This is a genomic window from Lentzea sp. NPDC102401 (assembly GCF_044765805.1).
Classification (GTDB): domain Bacteria; phylum Actinomycetota; class Actinomycetes; order Mycobacteriales; family Pseudonocardiaceae; genus Lentzea; species Lentzea sokolovensis.
Window position 1 is genome coordinate 286,106 of the sequence record NZ_JBIWKS010000002.1, and the last position, 15,770, is coordinate 301,875.

Annotated in this window: 17 protein-coding genes; 12 read left to right on the top strand and 5 right to left on the bottom strand. The window is 69.1% G+C overall.

Annotated elements, in window-relative coordinates; translation table 11 throughout:
- Entirely contained in the window at nt 1–552 is a 552-nt protein-coding gene (locus ACIRG5_RS07265; protein WP_402901535.1) for a chorismate mutase, read from the top strand.
- Nucleotides 553–565: 13 nt separating this feature from the next.
- On the opposite strand, the gene ACIRG5_RS07270 is transcribed toward ACIRG5_RS07265, so the two are convergent.
- The gene (locus tag ACIRG5_RS07270) at nt 566–889 is read right to left on the bottom strand and encodes an STAS domain-containing protein (RefSeq protein WP_402901538.1); all 324 of its coding nucleotides are present in this window, start codon (nt 887–889) and stop codon (nt 566–568) included.
- Between the two features lie 43 nt (nt 890–932).
- Between ACIRG5_RS07270 and ACIRG5_RS07275 the strand changes: the two genes are divergently transcribed.
- The 5 genes from ACIRG5_RS07275 (at nt 933) to ACIRG5_RS07295 (ending at nt 6,916) form a co-directional block, all read left to right on the top strand.
- Nucleotides 933–1,811: a glycosyltransferase gene (locus ACIRG5_RS07275; protein ID WP_402901541.1), complete on the top strand. Its 879-nt coding sequence runs from the start codon at nt 933–935 to the stop codon at nt 1,809–1,811.
- Between the two features lie 120 nt (nt 1,812–1,931).
- A complete protein-coding gene (locus tag ACIRG5_RS07280; RefSeq protein WP_402901543.1) occupies nt 1,932–3,605 on the top strand; it encodes a heme peroxidase family protein in 1,674 nt (557 codons plus the stop codon).
- A gap of 160 nt (nt 3,606–3,765) precedes the next feature.
- Entirely contained in the window at nt 3,766–4,125 is a 360-nt protein-coding gene (locus ACIRG5_RS07285) for a hypothetical protein (RefSeq protein ID WP_402901546.1), read from the top strand.
- A gap of 56 nt (nt 4,126–4,181) precedes the next feature.
- Complete coding sequence (locus ACIRG5_RS07290; protein WP_402901549.1) at nt 4,182–5,405, top strand: MFS transporter; 1,224 nt, start codon at nt 4,182–4,184, stop codon at nt 5,403–5,405.
- Between the two features lie 131 nt (nt 5,406–5,536).
- Nucleotides 5,537–6,916 (top strand): serine hydrolase, encoded by a 1,380-nt coding sequence (locus ACIRG5_RS07295; protein ID WP_402901552.1) that lies wholly within the window; start codon nt 5,537–5,539, stop codon nt 6,914–6,916.
- Nucleotides 6,917–6,936: 20 nt separating this feature from the next.
- Here ACIRG5_RS07295 and ACIRG5_RS07300 read toward each other — a convergent pair whose 3' ends face one another.
- Genes ACIRG5_RS07300 through ACIRG5_RS07315 form a run of 4 tightly spaced genes read right to left on the bottom strand, consistent with a single transcriptional unit; the run spans nt 6,937 to nt 8,952 of the window.
- Entirely contained in the window at nt 6,937–7,527 is a 591-nt protein-coding gene (locus tag ACIRG5_RS07300; protein WP_402901554.1) for a nitrile hydratase subunit alpha, read from the bottom strand.
- Entirely contained in the window at nt 7,520–7,786 is a 267-nt protein-coding gene (locus ACIRG5_RS07305; protein ID WP_401023883.1) for an SH3-like domain-containing protein, read from the bottom strand. The genes ACIRG5_RS07300 and ACIRG5_RS07305 overlap by 8 nt, the downstream gene beginning before the upstream one ends.
- Nucleotides 7,779–8,030, bottom strand: coding sequence for a hypothetical protein (locus ACIRG5_RS07310; protein ID WP_402901557.1), 252 nt, complete (start codon nt 8,028–8,030; stop codon nt 7,779–7,781). Before ACIRG5_RS07310 ends, ACIRG5_RS07305 begins: the two co-directional genes overlap by 8 nt.
- 1 nt (nt 8,031) lies before the next feature.
- The gene (locus ACIRG5_RS07315; protein WP_402901559.1) at nt 8,032–8,952 is read right to left on the bottom strand and encodes a TIGR01777 family oxidoreductase; all 921 of its coding nucleotides are present in this window, start codon (nt 8,950–8,952) and stop codon (nt 8,032–8,034) included.
- Between the two features lie 98 nt (nt 8,953–9,050).
- Between ACIRG5_RS07315 and ACIRG5_RS07320 the strand changes: the two genes are divergently transcribed.
- The 6 genes from ACIRG5_RS07320 to ACIRG5_RS07345 are packed head-to-tail and all read left to right on the top strand — an operon-like array spanning nt 9,051 to nt 15,733.
- Nucleotides 9,051–10,079, top strand: coding sequence for a substrate-binding domain-containing protein (locus ACIRG5_RS07320; protein ID WP_402901562.1), 1,029 nt, complete (start codon nt 9,051–9,053; stop codon nt 10,077–10,079).
- 33 nt (nt 10,080–10,112) lie between these two features.
- On the top strand, nt 10,113–11,411 hold the full coding sequence (locus ACIRG5_RS07325) for an ABC transporter substrate-binding protein (RefSeq protein WP_402901565.1): 1,299 nt from the start codon (nt 10,113–10,115) through the stop codon (nt 11,409–11,411).
- Nucleotides 11,408–12,283: a carbohydrate ABC transporter permease gene (locus ACIRG5_RS07330; protein WP_402901567.1), complete on the top strand. Its 876-nt coding sequence runs from the start codon at nt 11,408–11,410 to the stop codon at nt 12,281–12,283. Before ACIRG5_RS07325 ends, ACIRG5_RS07330 begins: the two co-directional genes overlap by 4 nt.
- Nucleotides 12,283–13,116, top strand: a complete 834-nt coding sequence (locus tag ACIRG5_RS07335; protein WP_402901570.1) for a carbohydrate ABC transporter permease — start codon at nt 12,283–12,285, stop codon at nt 13,114–13,116. The genes ACIRG5_RS07330 and ACIRG5_RS07335 overlap by 1 nt, the downstream gene beginning before the upstream one ends.
- On the top strand, nt 13,113–14,063 hold the full coding sequence (locus tag ACIRG5_RS07340) for a hydroxyacid dehydrogenase (RefSeq protein ID WP_402901572.1): 951 nt from the start codon (nt 13,113–13,115) through the stop codon (nt 14,061–14,063). Before ACIRG5_RS07335 ends, ACIRG5_RS07340 begins: the two co-directional genes overlap by 4 nt.
- On the top strand, nt 14,060–15,733 hold the full coding sequence (locus tag ACIRG5_RS07345; protein ID WP_402901575.1) for a DUF2264 domain-containing protein: 1,674 nt from the start codon (nt 14,060–14,062) through the stop codon (nt 15,731–15,733). Before ACIRG5_RS07340 ends, ACIRG5_RS07345 begins: the two co-directional genes overlap by 4 nt.
- Nucleotides 15,734–15,770 lie beyond the last annotated feature (37 nt).

Consider the following 15,770-nt stretch of genomic DNA (forward strand, 5'->3'; position numbering starts at 1 on the left):
ATGGCACTCTCGGAGATCATGATGCTTCTGGCGGTCGCACTGACCCTCGCCGCGTCACTCACCCCGGTCGGCCCGCTCGGTGAGCTCACCGGCCTCGCCGCGCAGCGCGTCCAGGTCGCCGACCTGGTGGCCGCGGCCAAGTTCGGCACGACGCAGCCGATCGACGATCCCGTGCGCGAACAGCAGGTGCTCGACGGCGTGCGCACCAAGGCCGTGGACCTGCGGCTCGACCCGGAGAACGCGGCCAGGTTCTTCCGCGCCCAGATCGAGGCGAACAAGTTCGTGCAGCGCGGCCTGTACGCCCGGTGGACCGAGCACCCGGAGGAGGTTCCGCGGCGCCGGCCCGATCTGGGCACCGAGGTCCGCCCGATCCTCGACTGGCTGACGACCGAGATCCTGGCCGAGCTCAAGGACACCGAACAGCTCCGCCACCCGACGCTGAAGTGCGAGATCCACGCGACCATCGCGGAACGGTCCGCGGTGGTGCTGCACCGGCTCGACCGGTTGCACGAGAACGCGCTGGCCGAGGCGATGCGACCTGTCTGCTCCTAGATCTTCCCCGGAACTAAATGTCCACTGTGGACTGAAGGCCGAGCATCCGCGCGAGCCCTGACATTTCGAGCACCTTCGTCACCTGGCCGGACGCGGCGGAGAGCTTCAACCCACCCGCGGCGGCCGAGGCGCGGGCGTGGCCTCGCACCAACGCGCTGATCCCGCTGGAATCGCAGAAGGTGACGGCTGTCAGGTCCAGCACCACGTAGCGGTGGCCCTGGTCGAGAAGGCGGTCGAGCTTCGCGAGCAGCCGCTTCGAGCCAGGACCGGCGAGTTCGCCGGAGACCGCGACGAGGGTGGAGGCAGGTGACGACTCGGTCACCGTGACTTCGAGCATTTCGCAGCTGTACCCAGTGGTGGCGGTCGCGAAACTGGTTCGCATGCGTGTTCTGCTGACGTCGTTGCCCAGTCGCTCTCGCCCGGAACCGGTGGCGCCGCTCGCGAAAGCGTTCCGGGAGCGGGGGCACGACGCGGTGGTCGTGACGGCGCCGTACGACCTGAGTCCTCCGTCGTCGTGGATCCCCGAACGCGACGGCGTGCTGAAAGCGCCGTTCTGGTCGGCGGAGCTGGTGGTCGCGACGGCCGCGAACGTCCTCGACTTCGCTCGCACCTGGCGCCCCGACGTCATCCTGCGCGAGACCAGCGAGTACGGCGGCCAGATCGCCGCCGAGGTGCTCGGCATCCCGCACGCGCTGGTCGACACGGCCCCGTTCGCGCCGCTGGAGATCCCGCTCCTCGACGAGCTCATGGACAAGGTCCGCGCGAGGTTCGGGGTGGGGGCGACCGAACCGGCCTTCGTCGCGGGCCTGACCCCGGCGTTCTGGCATCCGGCCCAGCACCACTTCCGAATGCCGATCGAACGGGACCGCGGGGTCGTCGCGTCGTTCGGCGCCCACCTGCCGTCCGGCTCGCGGTTGCCGCACGTCGTGGTGGAGGCGCTCGGCATGCTCCCCAGCACCGCGAAGGTGTTCGTCACGCACGCGGGCTACAGCGACGTGCGGGAGGGGCTCACCGCGGGCGTGCCGATGGTCGCGGTGCCGTTGTTCGCCGACCAGCCTCGCAACGCCGCGCGAATTCAAGATCTCGGCGCGGGCGTCCAGGTGGAGGTGAAAGGACTGACCGCGGCCGTACTCGCTGATCGAATCCAGCACGTGCTGAACACGAGGACTTATCACGACGTCGCTGAGAACCTGGCCGGGCGGATCGCCGATCTTGAGGAATTCACGAATATTCCGGACCACCTCGTATCCGCTGTGTGACCACATTTTGGTTTTGACCAAAAGCTTCGACGGTAATTTAGACCGTCTGGAGACTGGCGGTGGGGCAGGTGCTTGTTGGGGAGAACAGGTCGCCTGACAGAGGGAAAAACAGGGGGAAACATGAAGAGGCACGTGCGCGACAGTTTCTTCGTCGTGGGCGAAGGTGTGCTGGAATTCGACGGCAAAGGTGAGGCCACCACGCGTCAGCCCTCCACGGCGGAGGAGTTGCGCAGGTTCCGGTTCTCGCGACTGGGGCCGAAAGGGCCGCGAACGGACGAGGAGACGCGGGTAGCCCTCGCGACCGCGATCACCGCGAACGTCGCGCAACCCGATTCGGCCGATCCGGCCGTGCCCGCGGGGTTCACCTACCTCGGCCAGTTCGTCGACCACGACCTGACCATGGACCGCACCGAGTCGCAGCTCGGGCAGGACGTCAACCTCGACGAGCTGATGCAGGGCCGCTCGCCGGCGCTGGACCTCGACTCGGTCTACGGCCGCGGCCCGCGCGACAAGGACGACCAGGTCTTCTACGCCCAGGACGGCGTGAAGTTCAAGGTCGGCACCACGACGCCGGTGCCGTTCCCGGACGAGGGCACCAACGTCCCGTTCGAGGGCTTCGACCTGCCGCGCCGCGGCGGGACGGGCGGCACGGCGGCGGATCGGCGGCTGCCGCTGATCCCGGACGCCCGCAACGACGAGAACCTCGTGGTGGCGCAGACGCATCTCGCGTTCCTGCGCTTCCACAACCGCGTGGTCGACGAGCTCGCGCTCACCGGCCTCACGGGTGAGCGGCTGTTCCGCGCCGCCAAGGAGCTCGTGGTGCGGCACTACCAGTGGATGCTGAAGACCGACCACCTGCCGCGGATCATCGACCCGGCGATCGTGGAGGACGTCTTCACCAACGGCCGCAGGTTCTTCGAGGTGCCCGGCCGCAGCCGGCACGACTCGCCGACCATGCCGATCGAGTTCTCGGTCGCCTCCTACCGCTTCGGGCACAGCCAGGTCCGCGGCGCGTACCAGTGGAACCGCGTGTTCCGCAGCGGCGGTCCGGTGGGAGCGCCGGCGTCGTTGTTCCAGCTCTTCACCTTCACCGGGGTGAGCGGCAACTTCGACCCGTCGTCCGCGCTGCCGGGCGACCTCGACGACGTGACCAGGGGCGACTTCTTCACGTTGCCCAGCAACTGGATCGCGGACTTCCGCAGGCTCTACGACTTCACCGAAGCGGACCGCGACGACCTGGCCGCGCCGGCGGAGTTCGACGGCGGCAACGTCACGAAGCGGATCGACACGCTGCTGGTCGACCCGCTGACGCAGCTGCCGGCCGGCACGTTCGGCGGCCGCGGCACGCAGTTCCGGGAGATCGAGCGCAACCTCGCGTTCCGGAACCTGACCAGGGCCTCGATGATGGAACTCGCCACCGGTCAGCAGATCGCCGAGTTGTTCGAGGCCGAGCCGCTCACCGCCGAGCAGATCCTGGTGGGCAACGGCGGCGCGGTCCTCGACGGCCTGTCCGAACAGCAGAAGGCGCAACTCGTCGAGGCCACCCCGCTGTGGTTCTACGTCCTGCGCGAGGCCGAGGTCGGCAACGGGCGGATGGGCCCGGTCGGCGGCCGGATCACCGCGGAGGTCTTCCACCGCGCGATGGAGGGCAGCCGGATCTCGATCGTGCGCTCGCCGTACTGGCGGCCGACCCTCGGCCCGGACTCCGGCACGTTCCGCATGGTCGACCTGCTGCTGTTCGCGTTCGAGGGCAAGGCCGACCTGCTGAACCCGCTGGGAGATCCGATCAGCTGATCCTTCCTCGTTCGTCCTGTCTGACTGGGTGGTGGCAGTCAGACAGGAGAGGGAGATCATGTCGAGTCCGGAAACCACACGCCGTGCAAGCACGGAAGAACGCCTGACTCGTTTTGCGCGAGAGTCGGGAATTCCTCTGCTGCGCATTGGGCTGGGGGTCGTGTACCTCTGGTTCGGCGTGCTGAAGCTCTTTCCCGGTGGCAGCCCTGCCCAGGATCTCGTCGAACGCACGGTCTCCGTGCTGACGTTCGGGATCGTCCACGGGGATTTGGCCCGAGTGAGTGCCGCGATCACCGAGATCGGGATCGCACTGGTTCTGCTGAGCTTCCGCGCACCGCGATTGTGCGCGGTCCTGCTCGTCGGCCACGTCGTGCTGGTGTCGACACCGCTGGTGTTGTTCCCCGGCGAGATGTGGGCCGGTCCGCTGCGGGCGTCGTTCGAAGCCCAGTACATCCTGAAGAACCTGGTGACCGTCGCCGCCGCGGTGGTCATCGCCTCATCGCACCCGAGGGTGCGATGACCGGGAGCCGCTCGATCCTCGGGGTCGGGCGGCTCCCGCCGTTATAGGTTTTCCTGATGGGGGCATCACTCGCGCCGCTCGCGCATCCGGCTTTCCGCTGGCTTCTCGCGGGCCGCTTCACGACCATCGCGGGCAACGCCATGGCGCCGATCGCGCTGGCGTTCGCCGTTCTCGACCTCACCTCGTCGATCACGTCGCTGGGCATCGTCGTCGCTGCACGGTCGCTGACCAACGTGGTGTTCCTGCTGTGGGGAGGAGTGGTCGCGGACCGGCTGCCACGCCACCTCGTGCTCGCCGGGTCGTGCGCGGTCAGCTTCGCCAGCCAGGCCCTGATCGCCGTGCTCGTGCTGACCGGCACGGCGTCGGTGACCTGGTTCGTGGTGCTGTCGGCGGTCAACGGGATGTCGAGCGCCTTCTCCCTCCCGGCCTCCGCCGCGCTGGTGCCGCAGACCGTGCCCGCCGGCCTGCGGCTGCAGGCCAACGCGTTGCTGCGCCTGGGGTTGAACTCGGCGCGCATCGGCGGCGCGGCACTGGGCGGACTGCTGATCGCCTTCACCGGTCCGGGCTGGGGCCTCGCCGTGGACGCGCTCTCGTTCGCGCTGGCAGGCGTGTTCTTCGCGTTCGTGCGCGTCCCTGCCGCGCAGGCCGCCGCCGAGCACAAGCCGTCCGCGCTGGCCGAGCTGAAGGTGGGCTGGACGGAGTTCGTGTCACGGCAATGGGTCTGGGTCGTGGTCGTGGCCTTCACGTTCGTCAACGCGGCCCTCGTCGGCGGCGTGATGGTCCTCGGCCCGGTGCTGGCGGACACGACGTTCGGGCGCGAGATGTGGGGCCTGATCCTGGCCGCGCAGACCGCGGGCATGGTCGCCGGCGCGTTCGTCGTGATGCGGATCAGGGTGCGCCGGCCGCTGCTGCTCGGAGTGGCGTGCGTGGCGGGCTTCGCGTTGCTGCCGGTGGCCATGGTCGTGCATCCGGCGCCGTGGCTGTTGCTTCTCACGTCGTTCGCGTCCGGGCTGGGCCTGGAGCAGTTCGGAGTGGCGTGGGAGGTGGCGTTGCAGCACCACGTGCCTGCTGACCGGCTCGCACGCGTGTACTCCTACGACATGCTCGGCTCGTTCGTGGCGATTCCGCTGGCCCAGCTCGCGATCGGGCCGGTGTCGCACGCGTTCGGGACGTCGGCGGCCCTGCTCGGGTGCGCCGCGATCTACCTGCTCGCGACCGCGGGGATGCTCGCATCCCGGTCCGTGCGGTCGCTGGAGAGCGTGCCGGAGCCGGTTCGCTGATCCGTGCAACGTGACAGGAGTCCGAGGCGTCTATGTGGACGGATGCGCGGTGATGATCAGCACTCGATACAGTTCGACCGCGCTGGATCCACTTCAAACTGGGGAAGTGAATGAAACTGAAGCGTTTTGCCGTGCTGGGCACGGTTGTCGCGCTCGCGGGTGCGAGCCTCGCGCCGGCGGCGTCGGCCGACGAGTACCACCGCCCGCTGGCCGACCGGCTGCGTGAGGCGATCGTCGCGCAGAACTTCAAGGACGTCATCGACCTGACCCCGCCGGAGCCGGGCGCGCGGTCGGCGGGCAAGCGGGAGAAGTACGACGCCTCACCCGCCGAGCTGATGAACAAGGCCCGGTCGTTGACGGCCGCGGCGGCGGGCAAGCCGTTGCACCAGACGCCGAACATGGACGCGGCGATCATCGAGCTCGACGTCCTGGGCCGCCCGAAGTCCGTGGCGAACGTGCTGCTCAGCCCGCAGTACCCGAACGGCGTGGTCGTCCCGGTCACGCAGAAGGGGCTGTCCACCGACCAGGTGCGCTACCGCTGGTGGGACGACACCGAGTGGGACGTCAACGGCGGCAAGGGCACCGTCGACGTGCTGCCGGGCCGGGAGAACGCGGCGATCGACTTCTCCTCGCCGTACCCCGCGTCGGTGCTGAAGCTGATGGTGGGCTTCGGCGTCCTGCGCCTGGCCGACCAGGGCAAGATCGACCTCGACGCCGACTACGTCTACGCCCCGGACCCGGTGCGCCCGGCGTGCGGCGGCCCGTCGGTGAAGAAGATCCGGCAGCACTTCGACGAGATGATCACGAAGTCGCAGAACGAGTCGACCTGCTCGCTGATCAAGCTGATCCACGACCACAACGCGTGGGGCGAGGTCAACCAGACGTTCGCCGACCTCGGCATGCCGACCCTGATGGTCACCGGCACGCTGCCGGGCAACGGCGGCCAGTGGATCGGCTCCAACATGAGCGGCCTCGACACCGCGAAGCTCCTGCTGCTGGTCAACGGCGGCGCGGGCGTGCTGTGGACGACCGACAAGGGCAAGCAGGTCACCCGCAACGAACTCTCGTCCTCGTCGCGGAAGTTCTTCCAGGAGACGCTGGCGGGCCAGGGCCACAACGAGATGCTGTCCACGCCGAACTGGTGCGGCCGCGACTACCCGACGCAGGGCATCCCGCAGCAGGTGCCGTCGCGCTGGATCAAGCCGGACGGCACCGTGACCGTCGGCGACGCGGTCTACGACCGTGACGTCCGCCCGTGCAACGACGCCGCCGAGGTGACGTTCGCGCACAAGACGGGCTGGGTCGACACGACCGGTTCCGACGCGGGCATCGTGAAGTCGTTGCGGGGCAAGGACAACCGCAACTACATCGTGGTCGTGTTCTGCAACCTGGGCACCGACTACGTGGACGCGAACCGCCCGGCCGACCCGCCCGGCGTGTACCCCGTGCTGTACACGCAGAAGTACGCGCAGCTCGGCAAGGCGATCGACACCATCATGAAGAACCTGTAGTCAGCGGTGCGGCACCGCGGTCACACGGCCGCGGTGCCGATCAGCCCGTTGCGCGTCACCCGTTCCGCCAGCTCGGCTTCGGAGAGGTCTTCCGTGCCAGAGGGCCGGCGCGGCAGCACCATGTACCGCGACTCGGCGTTCGCGTCCCAGACCTCGATCCTGGTGGTCCCGGGCAGCGTCAGCCCGAACTGCTCCAGCACCTCCCGCGGGTGGCTGACCACCTTCGAGCGGTAGGCCGTGCTCTTGTACCAGGTGGGGGACGGCCCGAGCAGCGAGAGCGGGTAGCAGCTGCAGAGCGTGCAGACGATGACGTTGTGCACGTCCTCGGTGTTCTCGACGACGTGCAGCCGTTGCACCTGCAGGCCGCCGCCCATCGACAGGCCGAGCTCGGGCAGCGCCTCGTTCGCGTTCTCCAGCAGCCGCCTCCGGAAGCCGTCGTCGGTCCAGGCCCGTGCCACGACCCGGAATCCGTTGGCCGGTGAGGCCTTGTGCGCGAACGCCTCCAGCACCTGGTCCAGTTCCCTGGGGTCCAGCAGCCCCTTCTCCTCGAGGATCGCTTCCAGCTCCCGCACGCGCGCGGCGATCGGGGAGTCGTCGTGGTCGTCACTCATCGCTGAGGTAGTCCTCCCAGAGGGACAGCGTCACGTTGTGGTCGCCGTGGCCGAACAGTTCGCGTGCGGAGAACCGCACCAGGTACACCTGTTGTGGCTGCTGGACTCCGCGCGCGCTCAGGTCCGCCAGTGGGTGGACGCCGTCGCCGCCGATGACCGTGCCGAGGCGGCCGCGCGCGTAGTGCGGGAGCCGGGTGTGGTGATCCGGGTCCACTGTGGACGTCCGGACGCGGTCGCCGGTGCGGTAGCGCTCAGACAACGCCGCGCTCCTTCAGCAGGGTCTGGATCGCGCGGAACCAGTTCTCGTAGTACGACGACTCGTGCGACATGGTCCGTTCGACGGCATCGCGGAACTGGTCCAGGTTGTAGACGCCCTGCCTGATCAGCGCCCGGTTCATGGCCATCACGTGCGCTTCCCAGTCCGCGTGGAAGGGCGGCTCGTCGAGCTCCTCGATCACGGGCCCGAACCCGTCCTGCCCGCCGACGTCGTTGATCCTCGGCATGTCACCTCCTGCGCTCAGCCAGATTCTGCGCCGCCTCACGCCAGTTCGGGAAGTGGAACTCGAATCCGGCCTGCCCGAGCCTGCCCGGCACGACCCGGCGGCTCTTGAGCAGCAGCTCGGTGTCGGTGCGCAGGGCGAACGCCCCGAGCCCTGCCATCCAGCGGGTCGCGGGCAGGCCCACGGGCACGTTCCAGGCCTGGCGGAGGTCGCGCATGAACTCCCGCTGCGGCACCGGGTTCGGCGCGGCCAGGTTGACCGGCCCCGCGATCGGCTCCCTGATCAGCAGCGCGACCGCTCGCACGAAGTCGTCGTCGTGGATCCACGAGACGTACTGGTGCCCGCCCGCCACCGGGCCGCCCAGTCCGAGCCGGGCCAGCCACGACAGGTAGTCGAAGACGCCACCGCGGTCGGGGCTCATCACCATCGCGGACCGCAGCGCGACCTTGCGGGTGCCCGGAGTGTCGGCCTCGTCCAGCTCGGCCTCCCAGCGCTTGGCGATCTCGACGCTGTACGCCCAGTACCCCGGCACGTCCGGCTCGCGCCCGCCGATGATCCCGGTCTCCTCGTCGTTGGCCGCGTCGAACCGGTGCGCGTAGATCGTCGCGGTGCTCATCTGCAGCCAGACCGCGGGCGGGTCGTCCGCCTTCGCGATGGCCTCGCCGACGACCCGTGCCGAATCCACCCGCGACCGCATCATCTGCCGCAGGTTCTCCGCCGTGTAGCGGCAGCTCACGCTCCGCCCGGCCAGGTTGATCACGACGTCGGCCCCGTCGATCTCGTCGGCCCACCTGCCCAGCGTGTGGCCGTCCCACCGCACGCCGGCGTTGCGGCTGATGATCACCACGTCGTGGCCCGCCGCCCTGAGTGCGCGGGTCAGCACGCCGCCGACCTGCCCCGTACCGCCTGGAATCACGATCTTCATGTCTGGTCGTCCCCCTCGGTGCCGACGCTAGCCCCCGGTCGCTGAGAGGTGTTTCAGCTATGCTCCGGCAAAACGCTCAAACGAACAGGCGGTCGGTCATGCGGGAGTCCAGCGAGGCACGGCGGCAGCGGATTCTGGCCGTCACAGCGTCGCGGGGCACGGTCAAGGTGAGCGATCTGGCCGAGGAACTGGACGTTTCGATCGTCACGATCCGGCGGGACGTCGAGGAGCTCGCCAGGCTCGGCAAGCTGCGCCGCGGGCACGGCGTCGCGCGATCGCTCACCCCGGTCGAGCAGCCGGCGCCGAAACAGGCGACGAACGGCGCGATCGCGTTGGTCGTGCCGGAGCGCCACACGTACCTGTACGAGACGATGAACGGCGCCCGCAAGAGGCTCGAAGAGGCCGGTATGCGGGTCGTCCTGCACATCGCGCCGCAGGTCAGGGGTGCCGAACGGCCCATCGTCGAGAAGGCGCTGACCGAGCAGGTGCAGGGGCTGCTGATGGCGCCGCGCTGGCGCACGTCCGAGGAGGAGGCAGAGGACGACTGGCTCGCGGACACCGGCGTGCCGACCGTTCTCATGGAACGCCGCCCGAGCGGAGGCCTGCGGGCGATGAACTCCGTGTGTTCGGACCACTGGTACGGCATGCATCTGGCCGTGAAGCACCTGACCGACCTCGGCCACCGTCGGATCGTGCTGGCCGCACGCGAAGACAGTCCGACGGCGCGGGTGCTGCGCAGGGCGTTCCGGGAGATCTCGGCGGACCTGGAGGACGCCGTCACGGTGCGGAGCTCGCCGGACACCGGGCTCGTGGACGTGCTGCGGGAGCATCGCGCCACGGCGGCGGTGCTGCACGGCGACGAGGACGCGTTGATGCTGGTCCAGCAGATGATGCACGCCGGGATGGAGGTGCCGCGGATGTGCTCGGTCGTGTCGTACGACGACGTGGTCGCGTCGCTCGGCAGCATCCCGCTCACGGCCGTCGCTCCGCCGAAGACGGAGGTCGGCCGGGTCGCCGCGGAACTGCTGCTGCGGAAGCTGAAAGGCGAGGTCACAGCCTCCGAACGCATCGAGCTGCTGCCGACGTTGAAGATCCGCTCATCGACTGAGCGTTTGACCGTTTCTTGACGACAAACCGATCAGGCGATCAGGATGCGCTCCATGCGCCTGAGTCGTCGCACACTTCTCGCGGCGGGTCTCACGGCACCATTGGCGGCCTGCTCCACTCCGCAACGCCGCGGTGCCGGAGGTCCGGTAGAGATCACGTTCTGGTCGGCCCTGCGAGGTAGTCAGCAGGTCGTCGACGCGTTCAACTCCTCGCAGAACCGCATCAGGGTGGTCTTCCAGCAGATCCCCTCGGGTGGGCAGGGCGGCTACGCCAAGCTCAGCAACGCGGCTCGTGCGGGCAACGCACCGGACATCGCCACGATCGAGTACCCGCAGGTGCCGGGGTACGCGATCGACGGCGTCGCCAGGGACATCACCGACCTCGTGACCGAACGCGTCAAGCAGAAGCTCCTGCCGCAGGCGCTCAAGCTCACGACCTTCGACAACCGCGTGTTCAGCGTCCCGCTCGACATCGAGCCGATGGTCCTGCACTACCGCGAGGACCTGTTCCGGGCCAACGGTTTCGAGATCCCGGCGACCTGGGACGAGTTCGCCGATCTCGCCCGCACGGTCAGGAGCAGGTTCCCGGACAAGAAGCTCGCCCTGTTCCCCACCGACGGCGGCACGCAGTTCGCGTGCTTCGCCTGGCAGGCAGGCGGGCAGTGGTTCGACACCGGTGACGGCAGGTGGCGCGTGTCCCTCGCCGACGGGCCCACCCAGAAGGTCGCGGCCTACTGGCAGCGGCTCATCGACGAGGACGTCGTGTTCCGCAACGCGGGCGACAGCAAGCAGCACGACGCCCAGATCGGCCAGGACCGCATCCTCACCAGGCTCAGCGGCGCGTGGGACGCGGGCGCGCAGATGCGGGCGCGGCCCGGCCAGAAGGGCAAGTGGCGCATCGCCCCGATGCCGGTCTGGGACGAGCAGGTGGTCGGCACGCACGGTGGCTCCACCTTCGCGATCACCAAGGACTCCCGGGAGCCCGAGGCGGCCATGGAGTTCATCGAGTGGCAGACCACCCACCCGGACGCGCTCACCGCTCGCCTCAAGAGCGGCACCAGCAGCCAGTACCCGGTCGCGCCCGGTCTGGTAGAGGCGGGCGCCAAGGCGTTCCCCGGCGAGTACTACGGCGGTCAGGACATCTACCGGCTCTTCGAACGGGAGGCGAACAAGATCCGCGACGGCTGGGTGTGGGGGCCGCGGATGACCGCCACCCTGAAGGTGATGCAGGACGGGTTCGCGAAGGCGGGCGCCGGTGAGGGCACGCTGATCGACGCCGTGCGGACGGCCCAGAGCGGCACGATGCCGGACCTCAAGGCCCTCGGTCTGTCCACCGAGGAGGGTGCGCGGTGAAGGGCAGACTCGCCTGCGCCGTCCTGATGGCGCCGTTCTTCCTGTTGCTGGTCACGGTGTTCCTGATCCCGACCGGCACCGCGATCTGGCTCAGCTTCTTCGCCGCCGACCAGCCGGGACTGGGCTTCGGCCCGGAGAGCACGGTGTTCGTCGGCCTGCGCAGCTATGTGGCCGTGCTCAGCGACCCGACGTTCCTCAACGGCCTGCTGACCGTGGTCCTGTACTGCCTGCTCTACATCCCGCTGATGGTCGTCGGCGCGCTCACCCTCGCGCTGCTGCTGGACTCCGGGGTGGCGAAGCTCCGCGGCTGGATGCAGATGGGTCTCTACCTGCCGCACGCCGTTCCGGGCATCATCGCGGCCCTGATCTGGCTCTACCTCTACACGCCGGGGCTGAGCCCGATCATCGACCTGTTCGCCCAGGCCGACATCCAGATCAACTTCCTCGGCATCCACACGGTGCTGCCGTCGATCGTGAACATCGCCCTGTGGAGCAACCTCGGCTACAACATGGTGATCTTCTACGCCGCGTTGCAGGCCGTGCCGCGCGAAGTCCTGGAAGCGTCCGTCGTGGACGGAGCGGGCCCGGTGAAGCAGGCCTTGAGGATCAAGGCACCGCTGGTGCGCGGCGCGATCGTCACGGTTGGCATCTTCACGCTCATCTGGGCGTTGCAGCTGTTCACCGAACCCGTGCTGCTCAGCCAGTCCACGCCCATGATCAGCGCCCGGTTCTCGCCGAGCATGTACATCTACGACGCCGCGTTCACCCGCAACAACTACGGCCTCGCCGCGGCCGCTTCCGTGATCCTGCTGGCATTCACGGTCGCCCTGTCCTTCGGCGTCACCCGCTGGACGAACAGGAAGGCCGCCTGATGACCCTCCTCGGCCGGACCACGGTGAACGTGGTCATCGGCGTCGCGGTGCTCTACACCCTGCTGCCGGTGATGTGGCTGGTGCTCGCCGCCACGAAGAACGTCGACGCGTTGTTCCAGAGCAACTTCTTCTCGTTCAGCGACTTCAGCTTCTCCGAGAACGTCAAGAACCTGTTCGCGATGGACAAGGGCCTGTACGGGCGCTGGTACCTCAACAGCCTGCTGTACGCGGTGATCGGCGCCGCCGCCAGCGCGTTCATCTCGATCGCCTCCGGGTACGCGTTCGACAAGTACTCCTTCCGCCACAAGGAGAAGCTCTTCGGGCTCGTGCTCGCGGCGGTCATGGTGCCGCAGACCGTGCTCGCGCTGCCGCTGTACCTGATGGCGTCCGAGGCGGGCCTGGTGAACACGTTCTGGGCGGTGTTCATCCCGGCGCTGTTCAACCCGTTCGGCGTCTACCTCGGCCGGATCTTCTCCCAGGGCTACGTGCCGGACGAGGTGCTGGAGGCCGCCCGCATCGACGGCGCGGGCGATCTCGCCACCTACTTCAAGGTCGCGCTGCGGATGCTGGGGCCGGGCATGGTGACGCTGTTCCTGTTCCAGCTCACCACGATCTGGAACAACTTCTTCCTGCCCATGGTGATGTTGTCCGACCAGAAGCTCTACCCCGTCAGCCTCGGCCTCTACCAGTGGAACAGTTCGGCCACGGTGTCTCCCGAGTACTACCCGGTGGTGATCATGGGATCTCTCTTCGCGGTGCTGCCGCTGATCGTCGCGTTCATGTTGCTGCAACGGTTCTGGAAGGCCGGCATGACCGCGGGAGCCGTCAAGTGAGGGCCGCGGGCGTGATGTCGGAGGAGGCCGCTGCCGCCGTCCTCGCGCCCGTGCTCCACGATCTGAAGGCGCTGTGCGACTTCGAGGGCGTGAGCGAGGACTTCGCCGGCGTTCCCGACGTCGACCTGCTCGTCACGGGCTGGGGCTGCCCGCCGATCACCGCCGAGGTGCTCGATCGGCTGCCCAGTCTCCAGGCGATCGTGCACACCGCCGGGTCGGTCAAGGGCTTCGTCACCGACGCCTGCTGGGCCCGGGGGATCGCGGTGTCGTCGGCCGCCCAGGCCAACGCGCTGCCGGTCGCCGAGTACACCGTCGCGATGATCCTGCTGAGCGGCAAACGGGTGCTCGAACGTGCCCGCGAGTACCGCGAGACCAAGCGGATGTCGGTGTACGGGGTCTCGTCATCAGTGGGCAACTTCGGCGCCACGGTCGGCATCCTGTCCGCGTCGCTGATCGGCCGGCGGGTGATCGAGCTGCTCGCGCCCTACGATTTCCAGGTGCTGGTGCACGATCCGTTCGTGACCGAAGTGGACGGTGCCGAGTCCGTGAGCATCACCGAGCTGTTCGACCGCAGCGACGTGGTCAGCGTGCACACGCCGTTGCTGCCGGAGACCGTCGGGCTGGTCAGCGCGGAGCTGCTCGGCCTGCTGCGCGACGACGCCGTGCTGATCAACACCGCCCGCGGCGCCGTCGTCGACCAGGACGCGCTGGCGGGCGAGGCCGGTCGGATCCGGGCGGTGCTCGACGTGACCGATCCCGAGGTGCTGCCGGCGGACCACCCGTTGTGGCGCAACGACCACGTGCTCATCACGCCCCACCTGGCGGGCTCACAGGGCAACGAGTGGGGCCGCCTCGGGCAGCACGCGCTCGGAGAGGTCCGCAGATGGGCGGCCGGCGAGCCGTTCGAGACACCCGTACCCGCGGAACGAAGGGAACACATCGCGTGAGCCACAGCCGCGAACAGTGGGTGGACACGGCGGACGCGCTGCTGGGCTCCGCCTGGCGGTACGCGTCCCCGGACCAGGCGTTTCTGGATCTGCCGGGCAGGCCGTCGCGCAGCGGTGTCCGGTCGGACGGGCTGGAGGGGTACGCCCGCACGTTCCTCGCCGCCGCCTTCCGCACCGCGCACGGCGAGGACCCGCACAACTGGCTGGAGCGCTATGCCGCGGGGCTGGCGGCCGGCACGGCGGGGGAGTGGCCCGCGATCTTCGACGTCGGCCAGCCCATGGTCGAGTCGGCCTCGGTGGCACTGGGCCTGCGCCTCACCAAACCGTGGCTCTGGGACAAGCTTCCCGAGGCCGTGCAGGACCGGGCGGAGGCCTGGCTGCGGGAGGCGCTGCGGCACGTTCCCGCCGCCAACAACTGGTACTTCTTCCCGTACACCGTGGCGTCGTTCCTGGAGTCGGCTGGACGCGGTGACGACGAGACCCGTCAAGCTCAGGACCGCGCCATGGAACTGCTCCAAGGCTGGTACGTCGGCGACGGCTGGTACTCCGACGGCGACGGCCGCGCGTTCGACCACTACAACGGCTGGGCGCTGCACCTCTACCCGGCGCTGGACGCGCACCTGAACGGCCGCCCCGTCACCACCCACCTGCGCGAGCACCTGGAGAGCTTCCACCTGATGTTCGGCGCGGACGGCGCGCCGCTCTACTTCGGACGATCGCTCACCTACCGCTTCGCCGCCGCGTCGGCCGTGGCACTGGGCGCGCTCACCGGTGAGACGCCGCTGAGCCCCGGCCACTCCCGTCACCTCATCGGCAAGACCCTCCAGTACTTCCTCGACCGGGGATCGCTCACCGACGGCCTGCTCAGTCTCGGCTGGCACGGCCCGCACGAGGCCGGTCTCCAGGTCTACTCCGGACCGGCCTCGCCGTACTGGGCGTCGAAGGCGTTCGTCTGCCTGCTCGCCGGCCCCGACCATCCACTGTGGACGGCACCGGAGGAGAGCCCGGACGAGGACCGCACGCTCGCACTGCCCGGCCCGGGTTTCCTGATCCAGCGGCACAACGGCGTGACGCGGCTGCACAACCACGGCAGCGACCACGTCCGTCCGTTCGAGGGCGAGTACGCGACCGAGGACGACCCGCTGTACAGCCGCTTCGCCTACTCGACGGCCAGCGGCCCGACGGCGCGGCACAACGTCGCCGACAACCACATCAGCCTCGTCGTCCGGGGCGACCGCAGCGTGCGCAGGCGGATCCACCCGCTGGGCGCGGCGGACAACTGGGCCGCCTCCTGGCACCGGCCGGTGTTCGACGCGAACCAGCACATGGTGCCGGGCCTGCGGATCGAGAGCGTCACGGCCGTCTGGGACGACCAGGAGCTGCGCATCCACCGCGTGATCGGCGCACCGCCCGGCACGAGGGCCGAGCTCACCGGCTGGGCCACGGACCTGCCGTCCTCGCTGGTCGGCGTGCGGGGCTGGACCGGCGAGGAGTCGCGGACCGCGCCGCAGGGCACGGCGTTCACCACCACGGCGAAGGTCCCCGTGCTGACCGCGGACGTCGAGGGCACCGTGACGCTCGCGGCGGTGGCGGTGCTCAACGGCACCGTTGCGGAAGTCGACTGGAATGCCCGTGTCGACGAGATCCTGCGGCTGACCCTGGACGCCTGAACGGGGTACGACGGCGGGGGTGAGGCTCGCCGGCCGC